The sequence below is a fragment of the Methylobacterium sp. 4-46 genome (assembly GCF_000019365.1).
GTDB lineage: Bacteria > Pseudomonadota > Alphaproteobacteria > Rhizobiales > Beijerinckiaceae > Methylobacterium.
Genome location: NC_010511.1, coordinates 2,728,319 through 2,745,779 on the forward strand (window position 1 = coordinate 2,728,319; position 17,461 = coordinate 2,745,779).

General features: G+C 69.9%; 13 protein-coding genes. 9 read left to right on the top strand and 4 right to left on the bottom strand.

Annotated features, from left to right (window positions below; translation table 11 throughout):
* The first annotated feature begins 268 nt into the window (after positions 1 to 268).
* The 3 genes from M446_RS35155 to M446_RS11750 all read left to right on the top strand — a co-directional run bounded on the left by M446_RS35155 (position 269) and on the right by M446_RS11750 (position 4,175).
* Positions 269 to 1,516 (top strand): MFS transporter, encoded by a 1,248-nt coding sequence (locus M446_RS35155; RefSeq protein ID WP_265576647.1) that lies wholly within the window; start codon positions 269 to 271, stop codon positions 1,514 to 1,516.
* A 405-nt stretch (positions 1,517 to 1,921) separates the two neighbouring features.
* Positions 1,922 to 3,736 carry an aspartate--tRNA ligase gene (aspS, locus tag M446_RS11745; protein WP_012332324.1) on the top strand — a complete coding sequence of 605 codons (1,815 nt, stop codon included), beginning with the start codon at positions 1,922 to 1,924 and terminating at the stop codon, positions 3,734 to 3,736.
* 7 nt (positions 3,737 to 3,743) lie between these two features.
* Complete coding sequence (locus M446_RS11750) at positions 3,744 to 4,175, top strand: GNAT family acetyltransferase (protein WP_012332325.1); 432 nt, start codon at positions 3,744 to 3,746, stop codon at positions 4,173 to 4,175.
* A gap of 12 nt (positions 4,176 to 4,187) precedes the next feature.
* Here the strand turns inward: M446_RS11750 and M446_RS11755 are convergent, their stop codons facing one another.
* Complete coding sequence (locus M446_RS11755; RefSeq protein WP_012332326.1) at positions 4,188 to 5,417, bottom strand: deoxyguanosinetriphosphate triphosphohydrolase; 1,230 nt, start codon at positions 5,415 to 5,417, stop codon at positions 4,188 to 4,190.
* Between the two features lie 95 nt (positions 5,418 to 5,512).
* Between M446_RS11755 and erpA the strand changes: the two genes are divergently transcribed.
* From erpA to M446_RS11770, 3 genes are all read left to right on the top strand, one after another.
* A complete protein-coding gene (gene erpA / locus M446_RS11760; RefSeq protein ID WP_012332327.1) occupies positions 5,513 to 5,839 on the top strand; it encodes an iron-sulfur cluster insertion protein ErpA in 327 nt (108 codons plus the stop codon).
* Positions 5,840 to 5,861: 22 nt separating this feature from the next.
* On the top strand, positions 5,862 to 7,661 hold the full coding sequence (locus tag M446_RS11765; RefSeq protein ID WP_043701136.1) for a hypothetical protein: 1,800 nt from the start codon (positions 5,862 to 5,864) through the stop codon (positions 7,659 to 7,661).
* Positions 7,662 to 8,312: 651 nt separating this feature from the next.
* The gene (locus tag M446_RS11770) at positions 8,313 to 9,266 is read left to right on the top strand and encodes a hypothetical protein (RefSeq protein ID WP_012332329.1); all 954 of its coding nucleotides are present in this window, start codon (positions 8,313 to 8,315) and stop codon (positions 9,264 to 9,266) included.
* Positions 9,267 to 9,486: 220 nt separating this feature from the next.
* Here the strand turns inward: M446_RS11770 and M446_RS11775 are convergent, their stop codons facing one another.
* Together M446_RS11775 and M446_RS11780 are read right to left on the bottom strand one after the other, a co-directional pair.
* Positions 9,487 to 9,687 carry a hypothetical protein gene (locus M446_RS11775; RefSeq protein WP_012332330.1) on the bottom strand — a complete coding sequence of 67 codons (201 nt, stop codon included), beginning with the start codon at positions 9,685 to 9,687 and terminating at the stop codon, positions 9,487 to 9,489.
* 264 nt (positions 9,688 to 9,951) lie between these two features.
* Complete coding sequence (locus tag M446_RS11780; RefSeq protein WP_012332331.1) at positions 9,952 to 12,291, bottom strand: NADP-dependent malic enzyme; 2,340 nt, start codon at positions 12,289 to 12,291, stop codon at positions 9,952 to 9,954.
* A 373-nt stretch (positions 12,292 to 12,664) separates the two neighbouring features.
* Here M446_RS11780 and M446_RS11785 point away from each other — a divergent pair, with 373 nt between their 5' ends.
* Positions 12,665 to 13,534, top strand: a complete 870-nt coding sequence (locus M446_RS11785; protein WP_012332332.1) for an urea carboxylase-associated family protein — start codon at positions 12,665 to 12,667, stop codon at positions 13,532 to 13,534.
* Between the two features lie 15 nt (positions 13,535 to 13,549).
* On the opposite strand, the gene M446_RS11790 is transcribed toward M446_RS11785, so the two are convergent.
* Entirely contained in the window at positions 13,550 to 14,473 is a 924-nt protein-coding gene (locus tag M446_RS11790) for a LysR family transcriptional regulator (RefSeq protein ID WP_012332333.1), read from the bottom strand.
* An 89-nt stretch (positions 14,474 to 14,562) separates the two neighbouring features.
* On the opposite strand from M446_RS11790, the gene M446_RS11795 reads away from it, so the two are divergent.
* Complete coding sequence (locus M446_RS11795; protein ID WP_012332334.1) at positions 14,563 to 16,059, top strand: CoA-acylating methylmalonate-semialdehyde dehydrogenase; 1,497 nt, start codon at positions 14,563 to 14,565, stop codon at positions 16,057 to 16,059.
* A gap of 118 nt (positions 16,060 to 16,177) precedes the next feature.
* Positions 16,178 to 17,320, top strand: coding sequence for an acyl-CoA dehydrogenase family protein (locus tag M446_RS11800; RefSeq protein ID WP_012332335.1), 1,143 nt, complete (start codon positions 16,178 to 16,180; stop codon positions 17,318 to 17,320).
* Positions 17,321 to 17,461: the final 141 nt, after the last annotated feature.

The window sequence follows — 17,461 nt, forward strand, 5'->3', positions numbered from 1 at the left end:
ACAGGACTTGGTGTGGGTTTGCCAGCTAATTAGACACGACCAACGCTTAAAAAGGTGTGTGAGTCACGCACGTAATGTCTTTGCTCCCGGTACGTCAAGGGGTGGCGTTAAGGCGTTCTACAAAATTTCACATCGCCATGCAGGCGAGTTCCATCGTAGTCTCGACCTTTCAAGTGGGTAGCCACCGGGGCGGGTTGTGGTACGCTCCGCCGCCAAACCCCATTGGTACCCAAAGGTCAGAGTCATCGAGCCGAGGCCATGAATGAAAATGGGTAATGACCGCCGCAACTACTTGCTATTCCTAGTTACCTGCTCCGGTTTGGTGGCGACTGCGCGGGCAATGACGCTGTCATTCCTCGTCATAAAGCTTCACGAGTCCTTCGGACTTGGGTCAGCTATAATAGGCGCCTTGTTGGGTGCTGGTCCATTAGTCGGGGCCGTAGTAGCTCCATTCGCCGGATCGCTATCCGATCGTATGGAGCGAAAGCCCGTTCTGACGTTGACGCTATTCATGACAGCAGTGGCGCTTTTGGGGATGGCCGTTGCTGAATCCGTCTTGACGTTTTGTCTAGCGCAGATTGTGTCGGCCGTCGCCCTAGCTGTTTATGAACCTGTGTCGCGCGCGTTAATGAGCGACGTTTGCCCTGAAGAGCAGCGATTGCGCTTCTTCTCGTGGCGGTACACCACTAATAACGTTGGATGGGCTATTGGACCTCTGATTGGAGTCAGCGCCGGCGCTACAGCATCAATCCTGTTTTTCTCAGCAAGTTTTTTATACGCATTTTTCGCAATCGCTCTGCTATTGGTAACAGTTCCGTATAATCAGAGACATAATGTTTCGACAGAGGTTCAGCATACATCCGTTTTTTCATGTGTGAGGGCTGCCATACGCGATCCTCGATTAGCTTTCTTCGTTTTAGGGGGGACGCTTTTGATTGCGGTTCACGGTCAATACTCTGCGACCCTGGCGCCGTACTTGTCTACAAGTATCGAGAATGGTAATTCCATTTTTGCTTACCTCGTTTCGATCAACGGCTTCGTGGTTCTCCTCGGCAATCCCATAGCAAGAAGATTCATCGAGAGCGTTGGGGCACGTCATGCACTTGTGATGGGGTGCGGTTTGTTTTTTATAGGAGAGATCTCTTTTATGTTCTCCAACAATCTCTTAACATTCTCGGTTGCGATGACGATTTTTACGCTTGGGGAAATATTAGTCGTTCCGTCTGAATATATGATGGTTGATGACATCTCTAACGATCTCAATCGTGGTGGTTATTTTGGAGCACATTCATTTTCGACGATTGGGAATTTTATCGGTCCAACCTTAGGGGGAGTCTTGTTAGGCGCATACGGTGGAGCTGCAATGTTTTTACTTTTTTCCGCTTTCGCCGTGGCCAGCGCATTTTTCTTCGTTGTAGGGGCACGCATGCCGCCGCCGACCGCGTCAAAACGGGACGCGAAACCTCCCAGAATCGATAGCCCAATCTCTTCTATTGTCAGGACACGCTCTGCCTGAAGGGTCACCTCGGAGCCCGTACCTTCGCAGGATGACGAGTTGCTCACTTTTGCGAGTGGTCGCTCCCTGCCCTTTATGGAGCGGACCCAACATGCATTGATCCAGATGCAGACGGCTGCAAGTTTAATGGCAGCGAGGAAGTTGCCTGGCCGTCGGTCGTAGCGGTTGGCGAGATGTTCGGTCCCGGCAAGTGGTGTGACGGATCGAGGCCCCCGCGCGCCGGGCTTTCCCGGCCCCGCGCCCGCGGGCGCGGCGAGCCGCCGATCTCCGCCCCGCATCCGGCGGGGGCCCGCCCGCGCTTGACTTGACGCCCGCTCAAGTGAATGGGTGCGCCGACCTCCGCCCGGGGCGCCGCGTCCACGCGCCTCCGCGGCGGCACCCGCACAGGCGCCAAAGAAGCCCACCATGCATCGTTACCGTACCCACACCTGCGGCGCGCTGCGCCCCTCCGACGTCGGCGCGACGGTCCGGCTCTCCGGCTGGTGCCACCGCGTGCGCGATCATGGCGGTGTCCTGTTCATCGACCTGCGCGACCATTACGGCGTGACCCAGTGCGTGGTGGACGCCGATTCCGCCGCCTTCCGGGCCGCCGAGGCCGTGCGCTCGGAATGGGTGATCCGCGTCGACGGGCGCGTGCGCCGGCGCCCCGAGGGCACCGAGAACGCCGACCTGCCGACCGGCGCGGTCGAGCTCTACATCACCGATCTCGAAGTGCTCGGCCAGGCGGTCGAGCTGCCGATGCCGGTCTTCGGCGAGCTCGATTACCCGGAGGAGACGCGGCTGCGCTACCGCTTCCTCGACCTGCGCCGCGAGAAGCTCCACGCCAACATCATGAAGCGCGGGGCGATCATCGATTCCCTGCGCCGGCGCATGCGCGAGGGCGGCTTCTTCGAGTTCCAGACGCCGATCCTCACCGCCTCCTCCCCCGAGGGCGCGCGCGACTTCCTGGTCCCGTCGCGGCTGCATCCAGGCAAGTTCTACGCCCTGCCGCAGGCGCCCCAGCAGTTCAAGCAGCTCACGATGATCGCGGGCTTCGACCGCTACTTCCAGATCGCGCCCTGCTTCCGCGACGAGGATGCCCGCGCCGACCGCTCGCCCGGCGAGTTCTACCAGCTCGACATTGAGATGAGCTTCGTCACGCAGGAGGACGTGTTCCAGGCGGTGGAGCCGGTGCTGCGCGGCGTGTTCGAGGAATTCGCGGAGGGCTGGCGCGTCACCGGGACGTTCCCGCGCATCCCCTACGCCGAGGCGATGCTCAAGTACGGCGTCGACAAGCCGGACCTGCGCAACCCCCTGATCATCGTCGACGTCACGCAGGAATTCTCGGCCGAGGCCGTGACCTTCAACGCGTTCAAGAGCGTGATCCGGGCCGGCGGCGTGGTGCGGGCGATCCCCGCCCCGGGTGCCGGCGCCCAGCCGCGCTCGTTCTTTGACAGGCTCAACAACTGGGCCCGGGGCGAGGGCGCGCCCGGCCTCGGCTACATCGTGTTCGAGGAGGAGGGCGGGGTGCTCTCGGGCCGCGGCCCGATCGCCAAGTTCGTGCCGCCGGAGGTGCAGGCCGCCATCGCCGCCAAGGCCGGCCTGAAGGCGGGCGACGCGGTGTTCTTCGCGGCGGGCGTCGAGGCCAAGGCGGCCGGGCTCGCCGGCAAGGCGCGCATCCGCATCGGCGACGACCTCGGCCTCACCGACAAGGACCAGTTCGCCTTCTGCTGGATCACCGACTTCCCGATGTACGAGTGGAACGAGGACGAGAAGCGGATCGACTTCTCGCACAACCCGTTCTCGATGCCGAACTACGACCACGACGGGTTCCTGGGCCTCGACCCGGCGGATGCGGAGACGATCCTGGGGATCAAGGCCTTCCAGTACGACATCGTCTGCAACGGCATCGAGCTGTCGTCGGGCGCGATCCGCAACCATCGCCCGGACGTGATGGAGAAGGCCTTCGCGATCGCGGGCTACGGCCGCGAGGTGCTGGAGCAGAAGTTCGGCGGCATGCTGAACGCCCTGCGCATGGGCGCACCGCCCCACGGCGGCATCGCCCCGGGCGTCGACCGCATCGTGATGCTGCTCTGCCACGAGCCGAACATCCGCGAGGTGGTGCTCTTCCCGATGAATCAGCGGGCCGAGGACCTGATGATGGGGGCGCCCTCCGAGGTCACGCCCAAGCAGCTGCGCGAGCTGCACATCCGGCTGAACCTGCCCGACAGGTCCGCCTGAGGCGGAGATGGGCGCGGTTCCGGTCATCCGGGAGGTCCGCGATGGCGACGAGGCGGGCCTCGCGGCCCTGTGGCGGGCGGCCGGGGTCGCCCGCCCCTGGAACGATCCCGGGCGGGACATCGCCTTCGCGCGGGCGGCCGCTCACGCGACGATCCTGGTGGCGGAGGAGGGCGCGCGCCTGAGCGCTTCCGCCATGGTCGGCGAGGATGGGCACCGGGGCTGGCTCTACTACGTGGCGGTGGTCCCGGAGCGCCAGGGCGGCGGGCTCGGCCGGGCGATCGTCCAGGCGGCCGAGATCTGGCTCGCCGCGCGCGGCGTCTGGAAGGTGCAGCTGCTGGTGCGGGCCGGCAATGCCCGCGCGGTCGGCTTCTACGAGCGGCTCGGCTACCGGGATCTCGGCACGACCTGCCTGCAGAAGGTGATCGCCCCGGCCCGCTGAGCCGGGCCGTGCTCAGGCCGGCCCCGGCTCCCAGTGCAGGTCGGGCGTCTCGGCGAACAGGCGCCGGTGCTGGCTCACCGCGTAATTGTCCGTCATGCCGGCGATGAAGTCCGCCACCCGCCGCGGCGTGCGGGGATCCGCCGGCCCGGCGAGGCCCGCGCGCCACTCCTCCGGCATCAGGCCGGGCCGCCCGGCGAAGACACCGAAGAGGTCGCGCACGATCTGGGCGGCCCGCTCGCGCACGACGAGCACGCCAGGGTGCCGGTACATCCGGGCGAACAGGAAGCGCTTGATGGCCCGGTCCGCCGCCGCGACCGGCTCCGAGAAGGAGGCGACCGGGGCGACGGCGAGGCGGATCGCCGTCGCGTCCGCGGGGGCGAGGCCGGCGAGCCGGCGCTCGGTCTCGGCGATCACGTCCTCGACGAAGCGGGTGATCACCCGGCGGGTCAGTTCGTGGATGGTGCGGGAGGCCTCGAGCCCGGGATGGAGCGCCGCGATCTCGTCGAGGAGGCCGGCCAGGAACGGCACCTCGCGCAGGTCCGCCAAGCCGAACAGCCCCGCCCGCAGCCCGTCGTCGAGGTCGTGGGAATCGTAGGCGATGTCGTCGGCCAGGGCCGCGACCTGCGCCTCCAGGCCCGGCTGCGTGTCGAGGGCGAGGTCCTGCAGGGCGTCGTATTCGAGGATGGCGACCGGGATGCCGTCGCGCGCGTAGCGCGGCATCGGCGCGCCGTCCGGGCGCAGCAGCGGGCCGTTGTGCTTGACGAGACCCTCGAGCGTCTCCCAGGTCAGGTTCAGCCCGTCGAAGGCGGCGTAGCGCCGCTCCAGCCGGGTGACGAGGCGCAGGGCCTGGGCGTTGTGGTCGAAGCCGCCCTGACCCGCCATGCAGGCCCGCAGCGCGTCCTCGCCGGTATGCCCGAAGGGCGTGTGGCCGAGATCGTGGGCGAGGGCCAGGACCTCCGCCAGATCCTCGTCGAGCCCGAGCGCCCGGGCGAGCGCCCGGGCGATCTGGCTCACTTCGAGCGTGTGGGTGAGGCGGGTGCGGTAATGGTCGCCCTCGTGATGCACGAAGACCTGGGTCTTGTGCTTGAGGCGGCGAAAGGCCGCCGAGTGCACCACCCGGTCGCGGTCGCGCTGGAAGTCGCTGCGGGTCGGCGAGCCGGGCTCCCCGATCAGGCGCCCGCGCGAGGCCGCCGGATCGCTGGCATAGGGTGCCCGCCACCGCTCGCCGTTCCGTCCCCGCACCGTCCCGCCCTCCGCCGCGACCGCCCCGGTTGCGGCCGGGGCCGCCGGTTCTTATCTTGCGAAGCACCATTTCGGCCTTTTCGCTAGGGCTGTCGATGACCGATATCACCCTGACCCCGCGCGCCGCGCGGCGGATCAACGAGATCATGGGCTCCGAGCCGCCCGGCTCCATGCTGCGCATCAGCGTGAACGGCGGCGGCTGCTCCGGTTTCCAGTACGCGTTCGACATCGCGCGGGACCGCGCGACCGACGACCTCGCCGTGGAGCGCGACGGCGCCACCGTGCTGGTCGACCCCCTCTCGCTGGAATATATGCGGGGCGCGACCATCGACTTCGTCAACGACCTGATCGGTCAGTCCTTCAAGATCGAGAACCCGCAGGCCACCGCCTCCTGCGGCTGCGGCACCTCGTTCTCCCTCTGAACTCGCGCCCGGAATCGACGTCATGACCCGCTGGACCCGAACGGGCATGGCCCGGACCCTGCTGCGCGCCGTCGCCTGCGCGGCGCTCCTCGGCGCCCCCGCGGCGCTCGCCCCCCTGGCGCTCGGCACCGCCGCCCGGGCCGCCGAGGGCAGCGCCGCCCTCGACGACCTGACGCTGCGCTTCGGGCGGACGCTCGTGAAGGTGCCCCGGCTCGAACTGCGCGGCACCGCCCTGTCCTCGTCCGACCTGAAGGCCATCCTGGATCCCGCCTCCGCCGAGCCCTGGCCCGCGCGCCTCAAGCGCCTCTCGGGCGAGAGCCTCGCCATCCCGCTGCTGCGGGTCGAGCAGGCGGTGGGCGACCAGGTCCAGGTCGTCGTCTACCGGGACGTGCTCGCGCGCCGGATCGCCGAGGGGCGGATCGGCTCCCTGGAATCGGCCGGGGCGGTGCTCACCGTGGACGGGCACGAGGGGAAGCCCGGGGCGGGCGCCTACGGCCGCATGACGGCGAGCGACCTCGACCTGACCAGCCTCGCGCGGCTCCTCAGCGAGCGGGGCGGGCCCGAGGCGGCGTCCCTGCGCATCTACGGCGCGATCACGGTGGACGACATCGCGCTCAGCGGCCCGAAGGGCGAGGCCTTCCGCATCGGTCACATCGAGGGCCACGATCTCGGCGGCCGCCCGACCGCGACGCCCTGGGGGGAGGCGGCGGCGGCGCTCACGGCCGGCGACCCCGCCAAGGCTCCGCCGGAGGAGCGCGGGCGGCTCGCCGGGCTGGCGGCCGACCTCCTCGACGCCGTGGCGATCGGCCCGTTCGAGATGCGCGATCTCTCGGTGACCGACCCGGGCGACGGCCACCCGACCCGCGTCACCCTGGCGCGCCTCGCCTATGCGGGCGACGGCACCCTGCGCTCCGAGGCGCTCAGCATCGACGGCCCGGCGCTGCGGGTGGCCCTGAAGGCGCTCAGCCTGTCGGGGCTCTCCCTGAAGCCGACCCTGGAGGGCCTGCGCCGCAGCGCCCGGGAGACCGTCGATCCGTCGGACCTGCGCCGCTACGCGCCGCTCCTCGGTCGGGTCACCCTGGAGGGTTTGACGCTCGACCTTCCGGCCTCGCCCGCCGCCCCGCCGCGCGACCCGGCGGCCCCGCCGGAGGCGCCCCTGCACTTCGACCTGCGCAGCTTCGCGCTCGACATGGCCGCGCCGCGGGACGGGATCCCGACCATGGCCCGGCTCACCCTCGACGGGCTCGCCTTCCCGGTGCCGGCCGACGCGGCGGGCCTCGCTCCCCTGGCGGCGCTCGGCTACAAGGACGTCAACCTGTCCGGCGTCCTCGATTCGAGCTGGAACGAGGAGGCGCGGGAGGTCTCGATCCGCGAACTCTCGGTGTCCGGCAAGGAGATGGGCAACGCGAAGCTCACCGCGACCCTGGGCGGGATCGGGCGCGAGGTCTTCAACCCGGACGCCGCGATCTCCTCCCTGGCGCTCCTCGGCGCCACCGCCAAGGCGCTCGCCCTCACGGTCGAGAATAGCGGGCTGTTCGAGCGCTTCGTCGCCGACCAGGCGAAGGCCCAGAGCCTCAAGCCGCTGGAGCTGCAGCGGGAGTACAGCACCGCGGCGCAACTCGGCATTCCGGCGGTGCTCGGCAATTCGGCGAGCGCCAAGGCGCTGGGCCAGGCGGTGGCTCGCTTCGTCACCAAGCCCACCCGCCTGACCGTGACGGCCGCGGCCAAGAACCCGGCCGGGCTCGGCCTCCTCGACGTCAGCACGGCGGCGAGCCCCGGCAAGGTGTTCGACCGCCTGAACGTGACGGCGACAACGGAGTGATACGCCGTCCGGACGATCACGTCCGGACGGCGCATGATCCGGGATCCGCTTGATCGAAGCGGATCCCGTCTCACACGCCTGCGCGGCGCCTGAGCGAAGCCCACATCCGCCATCCCGAAGGGATCAAGCGGATCACCAGCCCGCGCGGCGCCTGAGCGAAGCCCAAATCCGCCATCCCGAAGGGATCAAGCGGATTTGGTATGACAGGCCCGCGCGGCGCGTGAGCGACGCCGCCATCCGCATGGCGAAGCAATCCGTCGGATGACTGACGCGGGTGGTTGAGAGCAGGTCTACTCCCGGCACGCGACTCGCTGCGAAACGAGGATCATTGCGAGACGGATCGGCAACGACGCCATCCGCTGCCCGGGATGGAGTGCCGGACGATCCTCCGGCGCGCCCTGCGCGACCGAGCCGAACAAGCATCCCCATCGTCCGAGCCCGGCCCCGGGACGGCCGGCGCCGCGCCCCCCCGGCGCTTCCGGCGCGGTGGCCGTCCCATCCCGCTCCCCGGCCCATCATGCAAATGCATGATGACAGGTCGCGAGCCTGTGACAGCATCTTCGCATCATCAAGTTCCAACCAAGGGTTGCATATGGGCTCATTCTGAAGTACATTTCGACTTGGCAGCACATTCCAGCTGGAGATGGTGCCATGTCGCTTCTCACCCGACACGTGGCTCTCATATCAGAGTCGAAGCGCATTCGGACCGGAGACGTGATGCGGGTCGCCGCTGCATTGCAGAAACAGGCGATACGGGATCTCACGCCGATTTGGGGTCTTTCGGCAACGGTCGACGCATTCGATAAACTTGAGGATGTTCCTCTCGGCTACTGGCCCATCATTGTCATGGACAACATCGATGAGCCTGGCGCGGCGGGTGTTCACAAGGACGAGAATGGGCAGCCATTCGCACTCGTGTCAGCGGCCGATGCGCTCGATGGCTGGTCCCTGACCGCGAGCCACGAGGCGCTGGAGATGCTGGTCGACCCGTTCGGCAACCGCTTGGTCGCGGGCGAATCGCCCGCCCAGGGCCAGGGACGCGTGGAGTTCCTGGTCGAGGTCTGCGACCCGTCGGAGGCGGCCAATTACGGATATCGCGTCAACGGCATCTTGGTGTCGGATTTCTACACGCCGCGCTACTTCGATCCCGCGAAGGCGGCCGGCGTCCGGTACTCGTTTCGCGGCGTCATCTCCCGCCCGCGGGAGGTCCTTCCGGGCGGTTACCTGTCCTGGCACGATCCGGTCTCCGACCACTGGTTCCAGCTCATCGCGTTCGATGGGCAGCCGCGGATCCGCGACATCGGCAAGCTCGACGCCAGGGCCGACAGCCTGCGCGCCCAGATCGACCGCATCACGGAGGAGGAACGGGGGCGGGTGAACGGTCCCCGGGCCGCCATGCGGGCCGGCAGTGCCGCGCGCACGTCGAGCGCCGAGACGGTCGAGCAGAGTTCCCGCGTGGAGGCCGGACGCTTGCGGGCGCAGATCGAGGAACTGCGCGGAAGCCGCGCGGGCCGCCAGACCGAGCAGATTCGTGCCTCGGAAGCAGCCGACGGCCCCGAGGACGTTCTGGACTGCGGACCCAAATACCCGGTCTCGGCCGGCTGAGAGGGTGAAAACCTATCGGCTTCCGATGCACCTATTTGGCTTGGCGTTATCTCGAAGCATGAATCGCGAGAACGCACAGGCGTGGCACTCACACCTGTGCGGTATGAAACGACGAAAAATCAGCGTCGTGCGCTCGGCCGAGGCGACCGAGTCCCCGTCAGCCTCCGAAGGCGGGCCCGGCCGCGCCGGCCCTGAGCCCGGCGCGGATCCGGGAGCCGACCTACCGCTTCCGGTCGAGTTCGCGCATCCGACGATGCACGAGTTCGTTCAGGCTCGGCTTCCGACCGGGATCGTCCGAGGGCGCCCCGGTCGGTCCCGCCTCCTTCGCATCGGCAGGGGCCGTCAGTTCCTCGATGCGTTTGCGCAGCCGCGCGGCTCGCGCCACGCTGGCCGGATCGGTGCTGCTTTCCGTATCCACCATGGCGTCTCGCTGAGTTCGTCACCCTCACCGGAAACGGGGTCGGCAGGAACCCGTTCCCGATGCGCACGGTGCGTCCCCCCTCGCGGCGCCCGTCCCGAGCCGCCGCAAATCGCCGCGCCCGGAGAGAGGCTTTTCCGGATCACCCGCGGGCACGCCCCGATCGCCCCCCCCCTGTCGCGCCGACATCGACCGCCGCTCTGGCGGATCTACCGCGGGCGACGGCCAGGGCACGGCCAGGTTGAGGAGGTGAGGGGGCGAGGCCGCTCACTCGGAGGTGAGCGGCGTGCCGGCCTCGGCGGTGGTCTCGGCCGCGGGCACCGCGCCGCAGCGGGCCTGCGCCTCGACCACGGCGGCGGCCGTGATGTTGACGATGCCGCGGGCCGTCACGGAGGGCGTGAGGATGTGGGCGGGCTTGGCCGGGCCGATCAGCAGGGGGCCGACCGGCAGGGCGTTGGCCAGCATCTTGGACATCTGGAAGGCGATGTTGGCCGCGTCGAGATTCGGCATGATCAGCACGTTCGCCTCGCCCTTCAGGCGCGAGTTCGGCAGCACCCTGTCGCGCACCATCTGCGACAGGGCGGTGTCGGCCCCCATCTCGCCGTCCACCTCGAGCTCGGGCGCCCGCTCGCGGATCAGCGCCAGCGCGTCGCGCATCTTGCGCGCCGAGGGGGTGTCGAAGGAGCCGAAATCCGCGTGGCTCACCAGGGCGATCTTCGGGGTGAGGCCGAAGCGCCGCACCGTGTCGCCGCAGGCGATCGCGACGTCGGCGATCTCGGCGACGCTCGGGTCCGGGCGCACGTGGGTGTCGGCCAGGAAGTAGGCGCCCTGGGCCGTCACGATCAGGCTCAGCGCCGCCAGGTCCTTGTAGCCGGGGGCGAGGCCGATGATGTCGCGGATCACCCGCAGCTTGCTCTCGAACCGACCCTCCAGCCCGCAGATCAGCGCGTCCGCCTCGCCCCGCCGCACCATCAGGGCGCCGATCACCGCGGCGTTGGTGCGCACGAGCGTCCGGGCCGCGTCCGGCGTGACCCCGCGCCGTCCCGCCGCCTCCATGTAGGTCTGGACGTAGCTGCGGTAGCGCGGGTCGTCGTCCGGGTTGATGAGTTCGAAATCCGTGCCGCGGCGGATCGAGAGGCCGAAGCGCTTGAGGCGCACCTCGACCACGTTCGGGCGTCCGACCAGGATCGGCTTGGCGAGCCCCTCCTCGACGATCGCCTGCACGGCGCGCAGCACCCGCTCGTCCTCGCCCTCGGCGTAGACGACCCGGCGGGGATCCTGCTTCGCCTGGGTGAAGACCGGCTTCATGATGAAGCCGGAGCGGTGGACGAAGCGGTCGAGCGACTCGGCGTAGGCCTGGATGTCCGGCAGCGGCCGCTTCGCGACGCCCGATTCCATCGCCGCCCGCGCGACCGCCGGGGCGATGCGCAGGATCAGCCGCGGGTCGAACGGGCTCGGGATCAGCGAGTGCGGGCCGAAGGGCCGCGCCTCGCCGCCATAGGCGCGGGCCACCACGTCCGAGGGGGTCTCGCGCGCGAGACCCGCGATCGCCTTCACGGCGGCGGCCTTCATCTCCTCGTTGATCGTGGTGGCGCCGACGTCGAGCGCGCCCCGGAAGATGTAGGGGAAGCACAGGACGTTGTTGACCTGATTCGGAAAATCCGAGCGCCCGGTGCAGATCATCGCGTCGGGCCGCCGCTCCTCCGCGAGGTTCGGCATGATCTCCGGGTAGGGATTGGCGAGCGCCAGGATCAGCGGCTTCTCGGCCATGCTGTCGAGGTATTCGGGCTTGAGCACGCCGCCGGCCGAGAGGCCGAGGAAGATGTCGGCGCCCGGGATCACGTCCGCGAGGGTGCGGGCCTGGGTGTTCTGCGCGTAGACCGCCTTCCAGCGGTCCATCAGCGTCTCGCGGCCCGCGTAGACCACGCCCTCGATGTCCGTGACGGTGATGTTCTGGCGCCTCGCGCCGAGGGAGACGAGCAGGTTGAGGCAGGCGAGCGCCGCCGCGCCCGCCCCCGAGGTCACGATCCTGGCGTCCGAGAGCTGCTTGCCGGCGAGTTCGAGGCCGTTGAGGACGGCCGCCGCCACGATGATCGCGGTGCCGTGCTGGTCGTCGTGGAAGACCGGGATGTTCATCCGCGCCCGGCACTGCTCCTCGACCTCGAAGCACTCGGGTGCCTTGATGTCCTCGAGGTTGATGCCGCCGAAGGTGGGCTCGAGCGCCGCCACGACGTCGACCAGCTTAGTGACGTTCTTCTCGGCGACCTCGATGTCGAAGACGTCGATGCCGGCGAATTTCTTGAACAGGACCGCCTTGCCCTCCATGACCGGCTTGGCGGCGAGCGGGCCGATGTCGCCGAGGCCCAGCACCGCGGTGCCGTTCGAGACGACCGCGACGAGGTTCTGGCGGGAGGTGAGGGTGGCGGCCTCGTCGGGCTCGGCCGCGATCGCCTCGCAGGCGGCGGCGACGCCCGGCGAGTAGGCGAGGGCGAGGTCGCGCTGGTTGCCGAGCGGCTTCGTGGGCTGGATCTCCAGCTTACCGGGCCGCGGATTGCGGTGATAGAACAGCGCGCCGCTCTTGAGATCGTCCGAAATCGTCCCGCTCACCGCGTACTCTCCCTCGCATGGCGCCTTCGCGACGGCTCTCGCGCCGCGAAGCCGGGCCCATCCGGCGACGGACCGCCGCAGGGATTTCCTGCACCTCCCGAAGGTGGGGCGCAACCCTCGGCGCGCATGGCGGTCCGAGACTTCGCACGGGGATGGTCCCGCCGCTGATCCGGGCCGCCCGATCCTCATCCCGCCCGGACGGCCGCGCGGGGCGCGAATCCCGCCGGGAGGCGGACCGGAGACCCGGCTCGTCTGTTGATCGGGCGCCGGTTTTCGATGCAAGACGGTGGGGCGCCGATCCGAGATCTGCGTCACCTGCGGGGCTCTTCGTCCCGGCCGGAGCGCGGCCGCCTCCCGCGCCGATGGAGGTCCCTTGACCCGCCCCGTTCCCGAGCACGCCCCGCCGCCCGACGCCGCGGCGCGGCGCGCGGTGGCGCCGGTGATCTGCTACCCCGTGGGGGCGCTGCCGCCGCCCGACCTCGCCACCTACCGGGCGGCGCGGGCGGGCTGGACGCGCGTGGCGTGCGTGACGGTGCCGCCGCGCGAGGCGCGCGCCGTCGCGGTGCCGGCCGGCTGCTTCGCCCGGATCCTGTGCACGGAGGGAGCCCAGGTCGGCGACCTCAATCTGTGGTCGGCGCGGGATCTCGGCGAGCGCTTCTTCTCGGGCAAGACCCGGGCGCTGCACGGCACCCACGTCACCACGGGCCACCGGCTCTGGTCGAACCTGCCGCATCTGCGCCCGCTCGCGACGATCACGCAGGACAGCCTGGACTGGTACGGCTTCGACGCGGATGGCGGCGGCGTGCACGACGTGATCGGCACGCGCTGCGATCCCTACACCCACCGCCTGCTCACCGGCGGCACCTACCACCATTGCTGCCATTCGAACCTGACCCGGGCGCTGGCCCGGCACACCGGCCTCTCCGTCGCGCAGGCGGAGCCGCACGTCCACGACGTCCTCAACGTCTTCATGTGCACGGGCTTCACCCGCGACACGCACCAGTACTTCATGAAGGCGAGCCCGGTGCGGCCCGGCGACTTCCTGGAACTCTTCGCCGAGACCGATCTCCTGGCCGCGCTCTCGGCCTGCCCGGGCGGCGATTGCGGCGCGGAGCATTCGAGCGACGCGGCGCCCTGCCACCCCCTGGTGATCGAGGTCTACCGGCCCGCGGCGCCGCCGGCCGGCTGGGCCGAGCCCGCGCGCGCCGCTCCGGCCGCCGGGGAGGGCGGTCCGGCGGCGTGACCGGTGCCCGGCCGCTCAGGCGGCCCCGTCCGCCCCGCCGAAGAACACGTCCCGGTCCCGCTCGACCACCGCGTAGATGTGCTCGGCCACCGCGCGGACCCGGGCGAGGTCGCGGCTGTCGGCGTGCATCAGCAGCCAGAAGCTGCGCGTCAGCACCACCTCCCGCGGCAGCACGCAGACGAGGTCGGGGCGCCCGGCCGCCATGAAGCAGGGCAGCACCGCGAGCCCGATCCCGGCCGCCACCGCGTGGAGCTGCGCGATGACGTTGGCGCTGCGCAGCCGCGCCCCGATGCCGGACGAGACCTGCCGCAGGTAGTCGAGTTCCGGCGTGTAGAGCAATTCCTCGATGTAGCCGACGAAGCGGTGGCGCTCCAGGTCGCGCCGGCTCTCGATCGGCGGGGCGGCCCGCAGGTAGGAGGGCGCCGCGTAGAGCTTCAGCGCGTAGTCGGTGAGCTTGCGCCCGACGATGCGGCCCTCCCGCGGCAGGCTGAGGCCGATGGCGATGTCCGCCTCCCGCTTCGACAGGCTGAACAGCCGCGCCGTGGCGACGAGCTGGATGTCGAGGTCGGGGTGGCGCTCGACCAGACCGGTGAGGCGCGGGGCCAGGAACGTGCTGCCGAACCCGTCCGGCGCGCCGATCCGCACCGTGCCGGTGAGCCGCGCCGCCGAGCGGCCGACGAGGCTCTGCCCGTTGATGATGGCCGATTCGACCGCGTCCGCCGTCGCGGCGACGGCCTGGCCCGCCTGCGTGGCCACGTAGCCCGAGGCGCGGCGGTGGAACAGGCGCTCGCCGAGCTGCCGCTCCAGCCGGTCGATGCGGCGGATCACCGTGGCGTGATCGACCCCGAGCAGCCGCGCCGCCGCCGAGACCGTGCCGGCGCGGAAGACCGCCAGCGCGAAGCGGTAATCGTCCCACTGGCCCCCCTCCGGTTCCCGCATCGGCGCACATCCGTTCCGCGTTCACACCCATTCCGCCCGGCATAAAAGCAGGGCAAGCTGCGGCAAACGACAATCCAGGGAGCGAGCGCATGCGAGAGGTCGGGCACTTCATCGGGGGCGAGCACGTGGCAGGCCGCTCCGGCCGCCACTCGGACATCTTCCAGCCGATGACCGGCGAGGTGATCGGCCGCCTGGCCCTGGCCAGCGCCGCCGAGGTGCGGGACGCGATCGAGAACGCCGCGCGGGCGCAGACCGTCTGGGCCGCCACCAACCCGCAGCGCCGGGCGCGGGTGATGATGCGCTTCCTCGACCTCGTCGCCCGCGAGACCGACAGCCTCGCCGAGCTCCTCGCCCGCGAGCACGGCAAGACCCTGCCCGACGCCAAGGGCGACATCCAGCGCGGGGTCGAGGTGGTGGAATTCGCCTGCGGCATCCCGCACCTGCTCAAGGGCGAGTACACCGAGGGGGCGGGGCCGGCCATCGACATGTACTCGATGCGCCAGCCGCTCGGGGTCGTGGCCGGCATCACGCCGTTCAACTTCCCGGCCATGATCCCGATGTGGAAGTTCGCCCCCGCCATCGCCTGCGGCAACGCCTTCATCCTGAAGCCGTCCGAGCGCGATCCCGGCGTGCCGATGCGCCTCGCCGAGCTGATGATCGAGGCCGGGCTGCCGGCCGGCATCCTCAACGTCGTGAACGGCGACAAGGAGGCGGTCGACGCGATCCTCGACGACGACCTGATCCAGGCGGTCGGCTTCGTCGGCTCCTCGGACATCGCCCAGTACGTCTACGCCCGCGCCACCGCGCAGGGTAAGCGGGCGCAGTGCTTCGGCGGCGCCAAGAACCACATGATCATCATGCCGGACGCCGACATGGACCAGGCGGTCGACGCGCTGATGGGCGCCGGCTACGGCTCGGCGGGCGAGCGCTGCATGGCGGTCTCGGTGGCGGTGCCGGTGGGCGAGAAGACCGCCGACGCGCTGATGAGCAAGCTGGTGCCGCGGGTCGAGAGCCTGAAGATCGGCCCCTCGACCGATCCGAGCGCCGATTACGGGCCGCTCGTCACGCGGGCCGCGCTGGAGCGCGTGCGCAACTACGTGGAGATCGGCGTGCGCGAGGGCGCCAAGTTGGTGGTCGACGGCCGCGGCTTCACGATGCAGGGCTACGAGAACGGCTTCTACCTTGGCGGCTGCCTGTTCGACCACGTCACGCCGCAGATGCGCATCTACAAGGAGGAGATCTTCGGGCCGGTCCTGTCGGTGGTGCGGGCGAAGGACTACGCGGAGGCGCTGCGGCTGCCCTCCGAGCACGAATACGGCAACGGCGTCGCGATCTTCACCCGCGACGGCGACGCCGCCCGCGACTTCGCCGCCAAGGTGAATGTCGGCATGGTGGGCATCAACGTGCCGATCCCGGTGCCGCTCGCCTACTACACCTTCGGCGGCTGGAAGCGCTCGGGCTTCGGCGACCTCAACCAGCACGGCCCGGACGCGATCCGCTTCTACACCAAGACCAAGACCGTGACGGCGCGCTGGCCCTCGGGGGTCAAGGAGGGCGCGCAATTCTCGATGCCGGTCATGCAGTGAGGCCTCGCCCGGCCGGGCGCTCCGCCCGGCCGGGCCCGCGCCGCAAGCGTCCGCGCAGCGCCGCGCTGCGGACGCCCCCGCCTGCCCGCACCGCCAGAGCCAGCACCGGGAGAGTCTCGTGGGCCTGTTCACGCTGCCCGAGGACCAGATCGCGATCCGCGACATGGCGCGGAGCTTCGCGGCCGAGCGCATCGCCCCGCACGCCCTCGCCTGGGACGCCGAGAAGCACTTCCCCGTGGAGGTGCTCCGGGAGGCGGGGGCGCTCGGCATGGGCGGGATCACCATCCGGGAGGAGCATGGCGGCTCCGGCCTGACCCGGCTCGACGCGGCGCTGATCTTCGAGGCGCTGGCGACGGGCTGCCCGACCGTCTCGGCCTTCCTGTCGATCCACAACATGGCGACCTGGATGATCGACCGGTTCGGCTCGGAGCCGCAGCGGGAGCGCTGGCTGCCGGACCTCTGCCGGGCCGAGCGCCTCGCCGCCTATTGCCTGACCGAGCCGGGCTCCGGCTCCGACGCGGCGGCCCTGCGCACCACGGCGCGGCGCGAGGGCGACGCCTACGTCCTCGACGGCACCAAGCAGTTCATCTCGGGCGCGGGCGCGGTCGACCTCTACGTGGTGATGGTCCGCACCGGGGAGCCCGGCCCGAAGGGCATCTCGACCCTGGTCGTGCCGGCGGACGCGCCCGGCCTCTCCTTCGGGCCGAACGAGCGCAAGATGGGCTGGAACGCCCAGCCGACCCGGCAGGTGATCTTCTCGGGATGCCGCGTCCCGGCGGCCAACCGCCTGGGCGAGGAGGGGATCGGCTTCAAGATCGCCATGGCGGGCCTCGACGGCGGGCGGATCAACATCGGCGCCTGCTCGCTCGGCGGCGCCCAGAGCGCCCTCGACAAGGCCCTGACCTACGCGCGCGAGCGCCGGGCCTTCGGCCAGCGCCTCGACGCGTTCCAGGCCCTGCAATTCCGCCTCGCCGACATGGCGACGGAGCTCGAAGCGGCGCGCCTGATGATCTACGCGGCCGCCGCCGCCCTGGACCGCGGCGACCCGGATGCCACGGCGCGCGCCGCCATGGCCAAGCGCTTCGCCACGGATCGCGGGTTCCAGGTCGCCGACGCGGCGCTGCAGCTCCACGGCGGCTACGGCTACCTGTCGGAATACGGGATCGAGAAGATCGTCCGCGACCTGCGCGTCCACCAGATCCTGGAGGGCACCAACGAGATCATGCGGCTGATCGTGGCGCGGGGCCTCGTGCGGCCGTGACGGCGCGGTCACGCGGCCAGCGGGCGAACCCGGGCCAGGATCGCCTCCCCGGCCGCGCGGCGGGCGACGCGGAGCGCTTGCGCATCATTCCGCCGGCCGGTCCCGGCCGGTGCCGAAGGGGTCACCGGTTCGGCGGCGAAA

Bases quoted from the DNA above. Each gene is read 5' to 3' on its own strand.
- M446_RS11770 (WP_012332329.1), top strand. From the start codon at position 8,313: ATGTCGCTTCTCACCCGACACGTGGCTCTCATATCAGAGTCGAAGCGC.
- M446_RS11750 (WP_012332325.1), top strand. From the start codon at position 3,744: ATGGGCGCGGTTCCGGTCATCCGGGAGGTCCGCGATGGCGACGAGGCG.
- M446_RS11765 (WP_043701136.1), top strand. From the start codon at position 5,862: ATGACCCGCTGGACCCGAACGGGCATGGCCCGGACCCTGCTGCGCGCC.
- M446_RS11790 (WP_012332333.1), bottom strand. From the start codon at position 14,473: ATGCGGGAACCGGAGGGGGGCCAGTGGGACGATTACCGCTTCGCGCTG.
- M446_RS11775 (WP_012332330.1), bottom strand. From the start codon at position 9,687: ATGGTGGATACGGAAAGCAGCACCGATCCGGCCAGCGTGGCGCGAGCC.
- erpA (WP_012332327.1), top strand. From the start codon at position 5,513: ATGACCGATATCACCCTGACCCCGCGCGCCGCGCGGCGGATCAACGAG.
- aspS (WP_012332324.1), top strand. From the start codon at position 1,922: ATGCATCGTTACCGTACCCACACCTGCGGCGCGCTGCGCCCCTCCGAC.
- M446_RS35155 (WP_265576647.1), top strand. From the start codon at position 269: ATGGGTAATGACCGCCGCAACTACTTGCTATTCCTAGTTACCTGCTCC.
- M446_RS11795 (WP_012332334.1), top strand. From the start codon at position 14,563: ATGCGAGAGGTCGGGCACTTCATCGGGGGCGAGCACGTGGCAGGCCGC.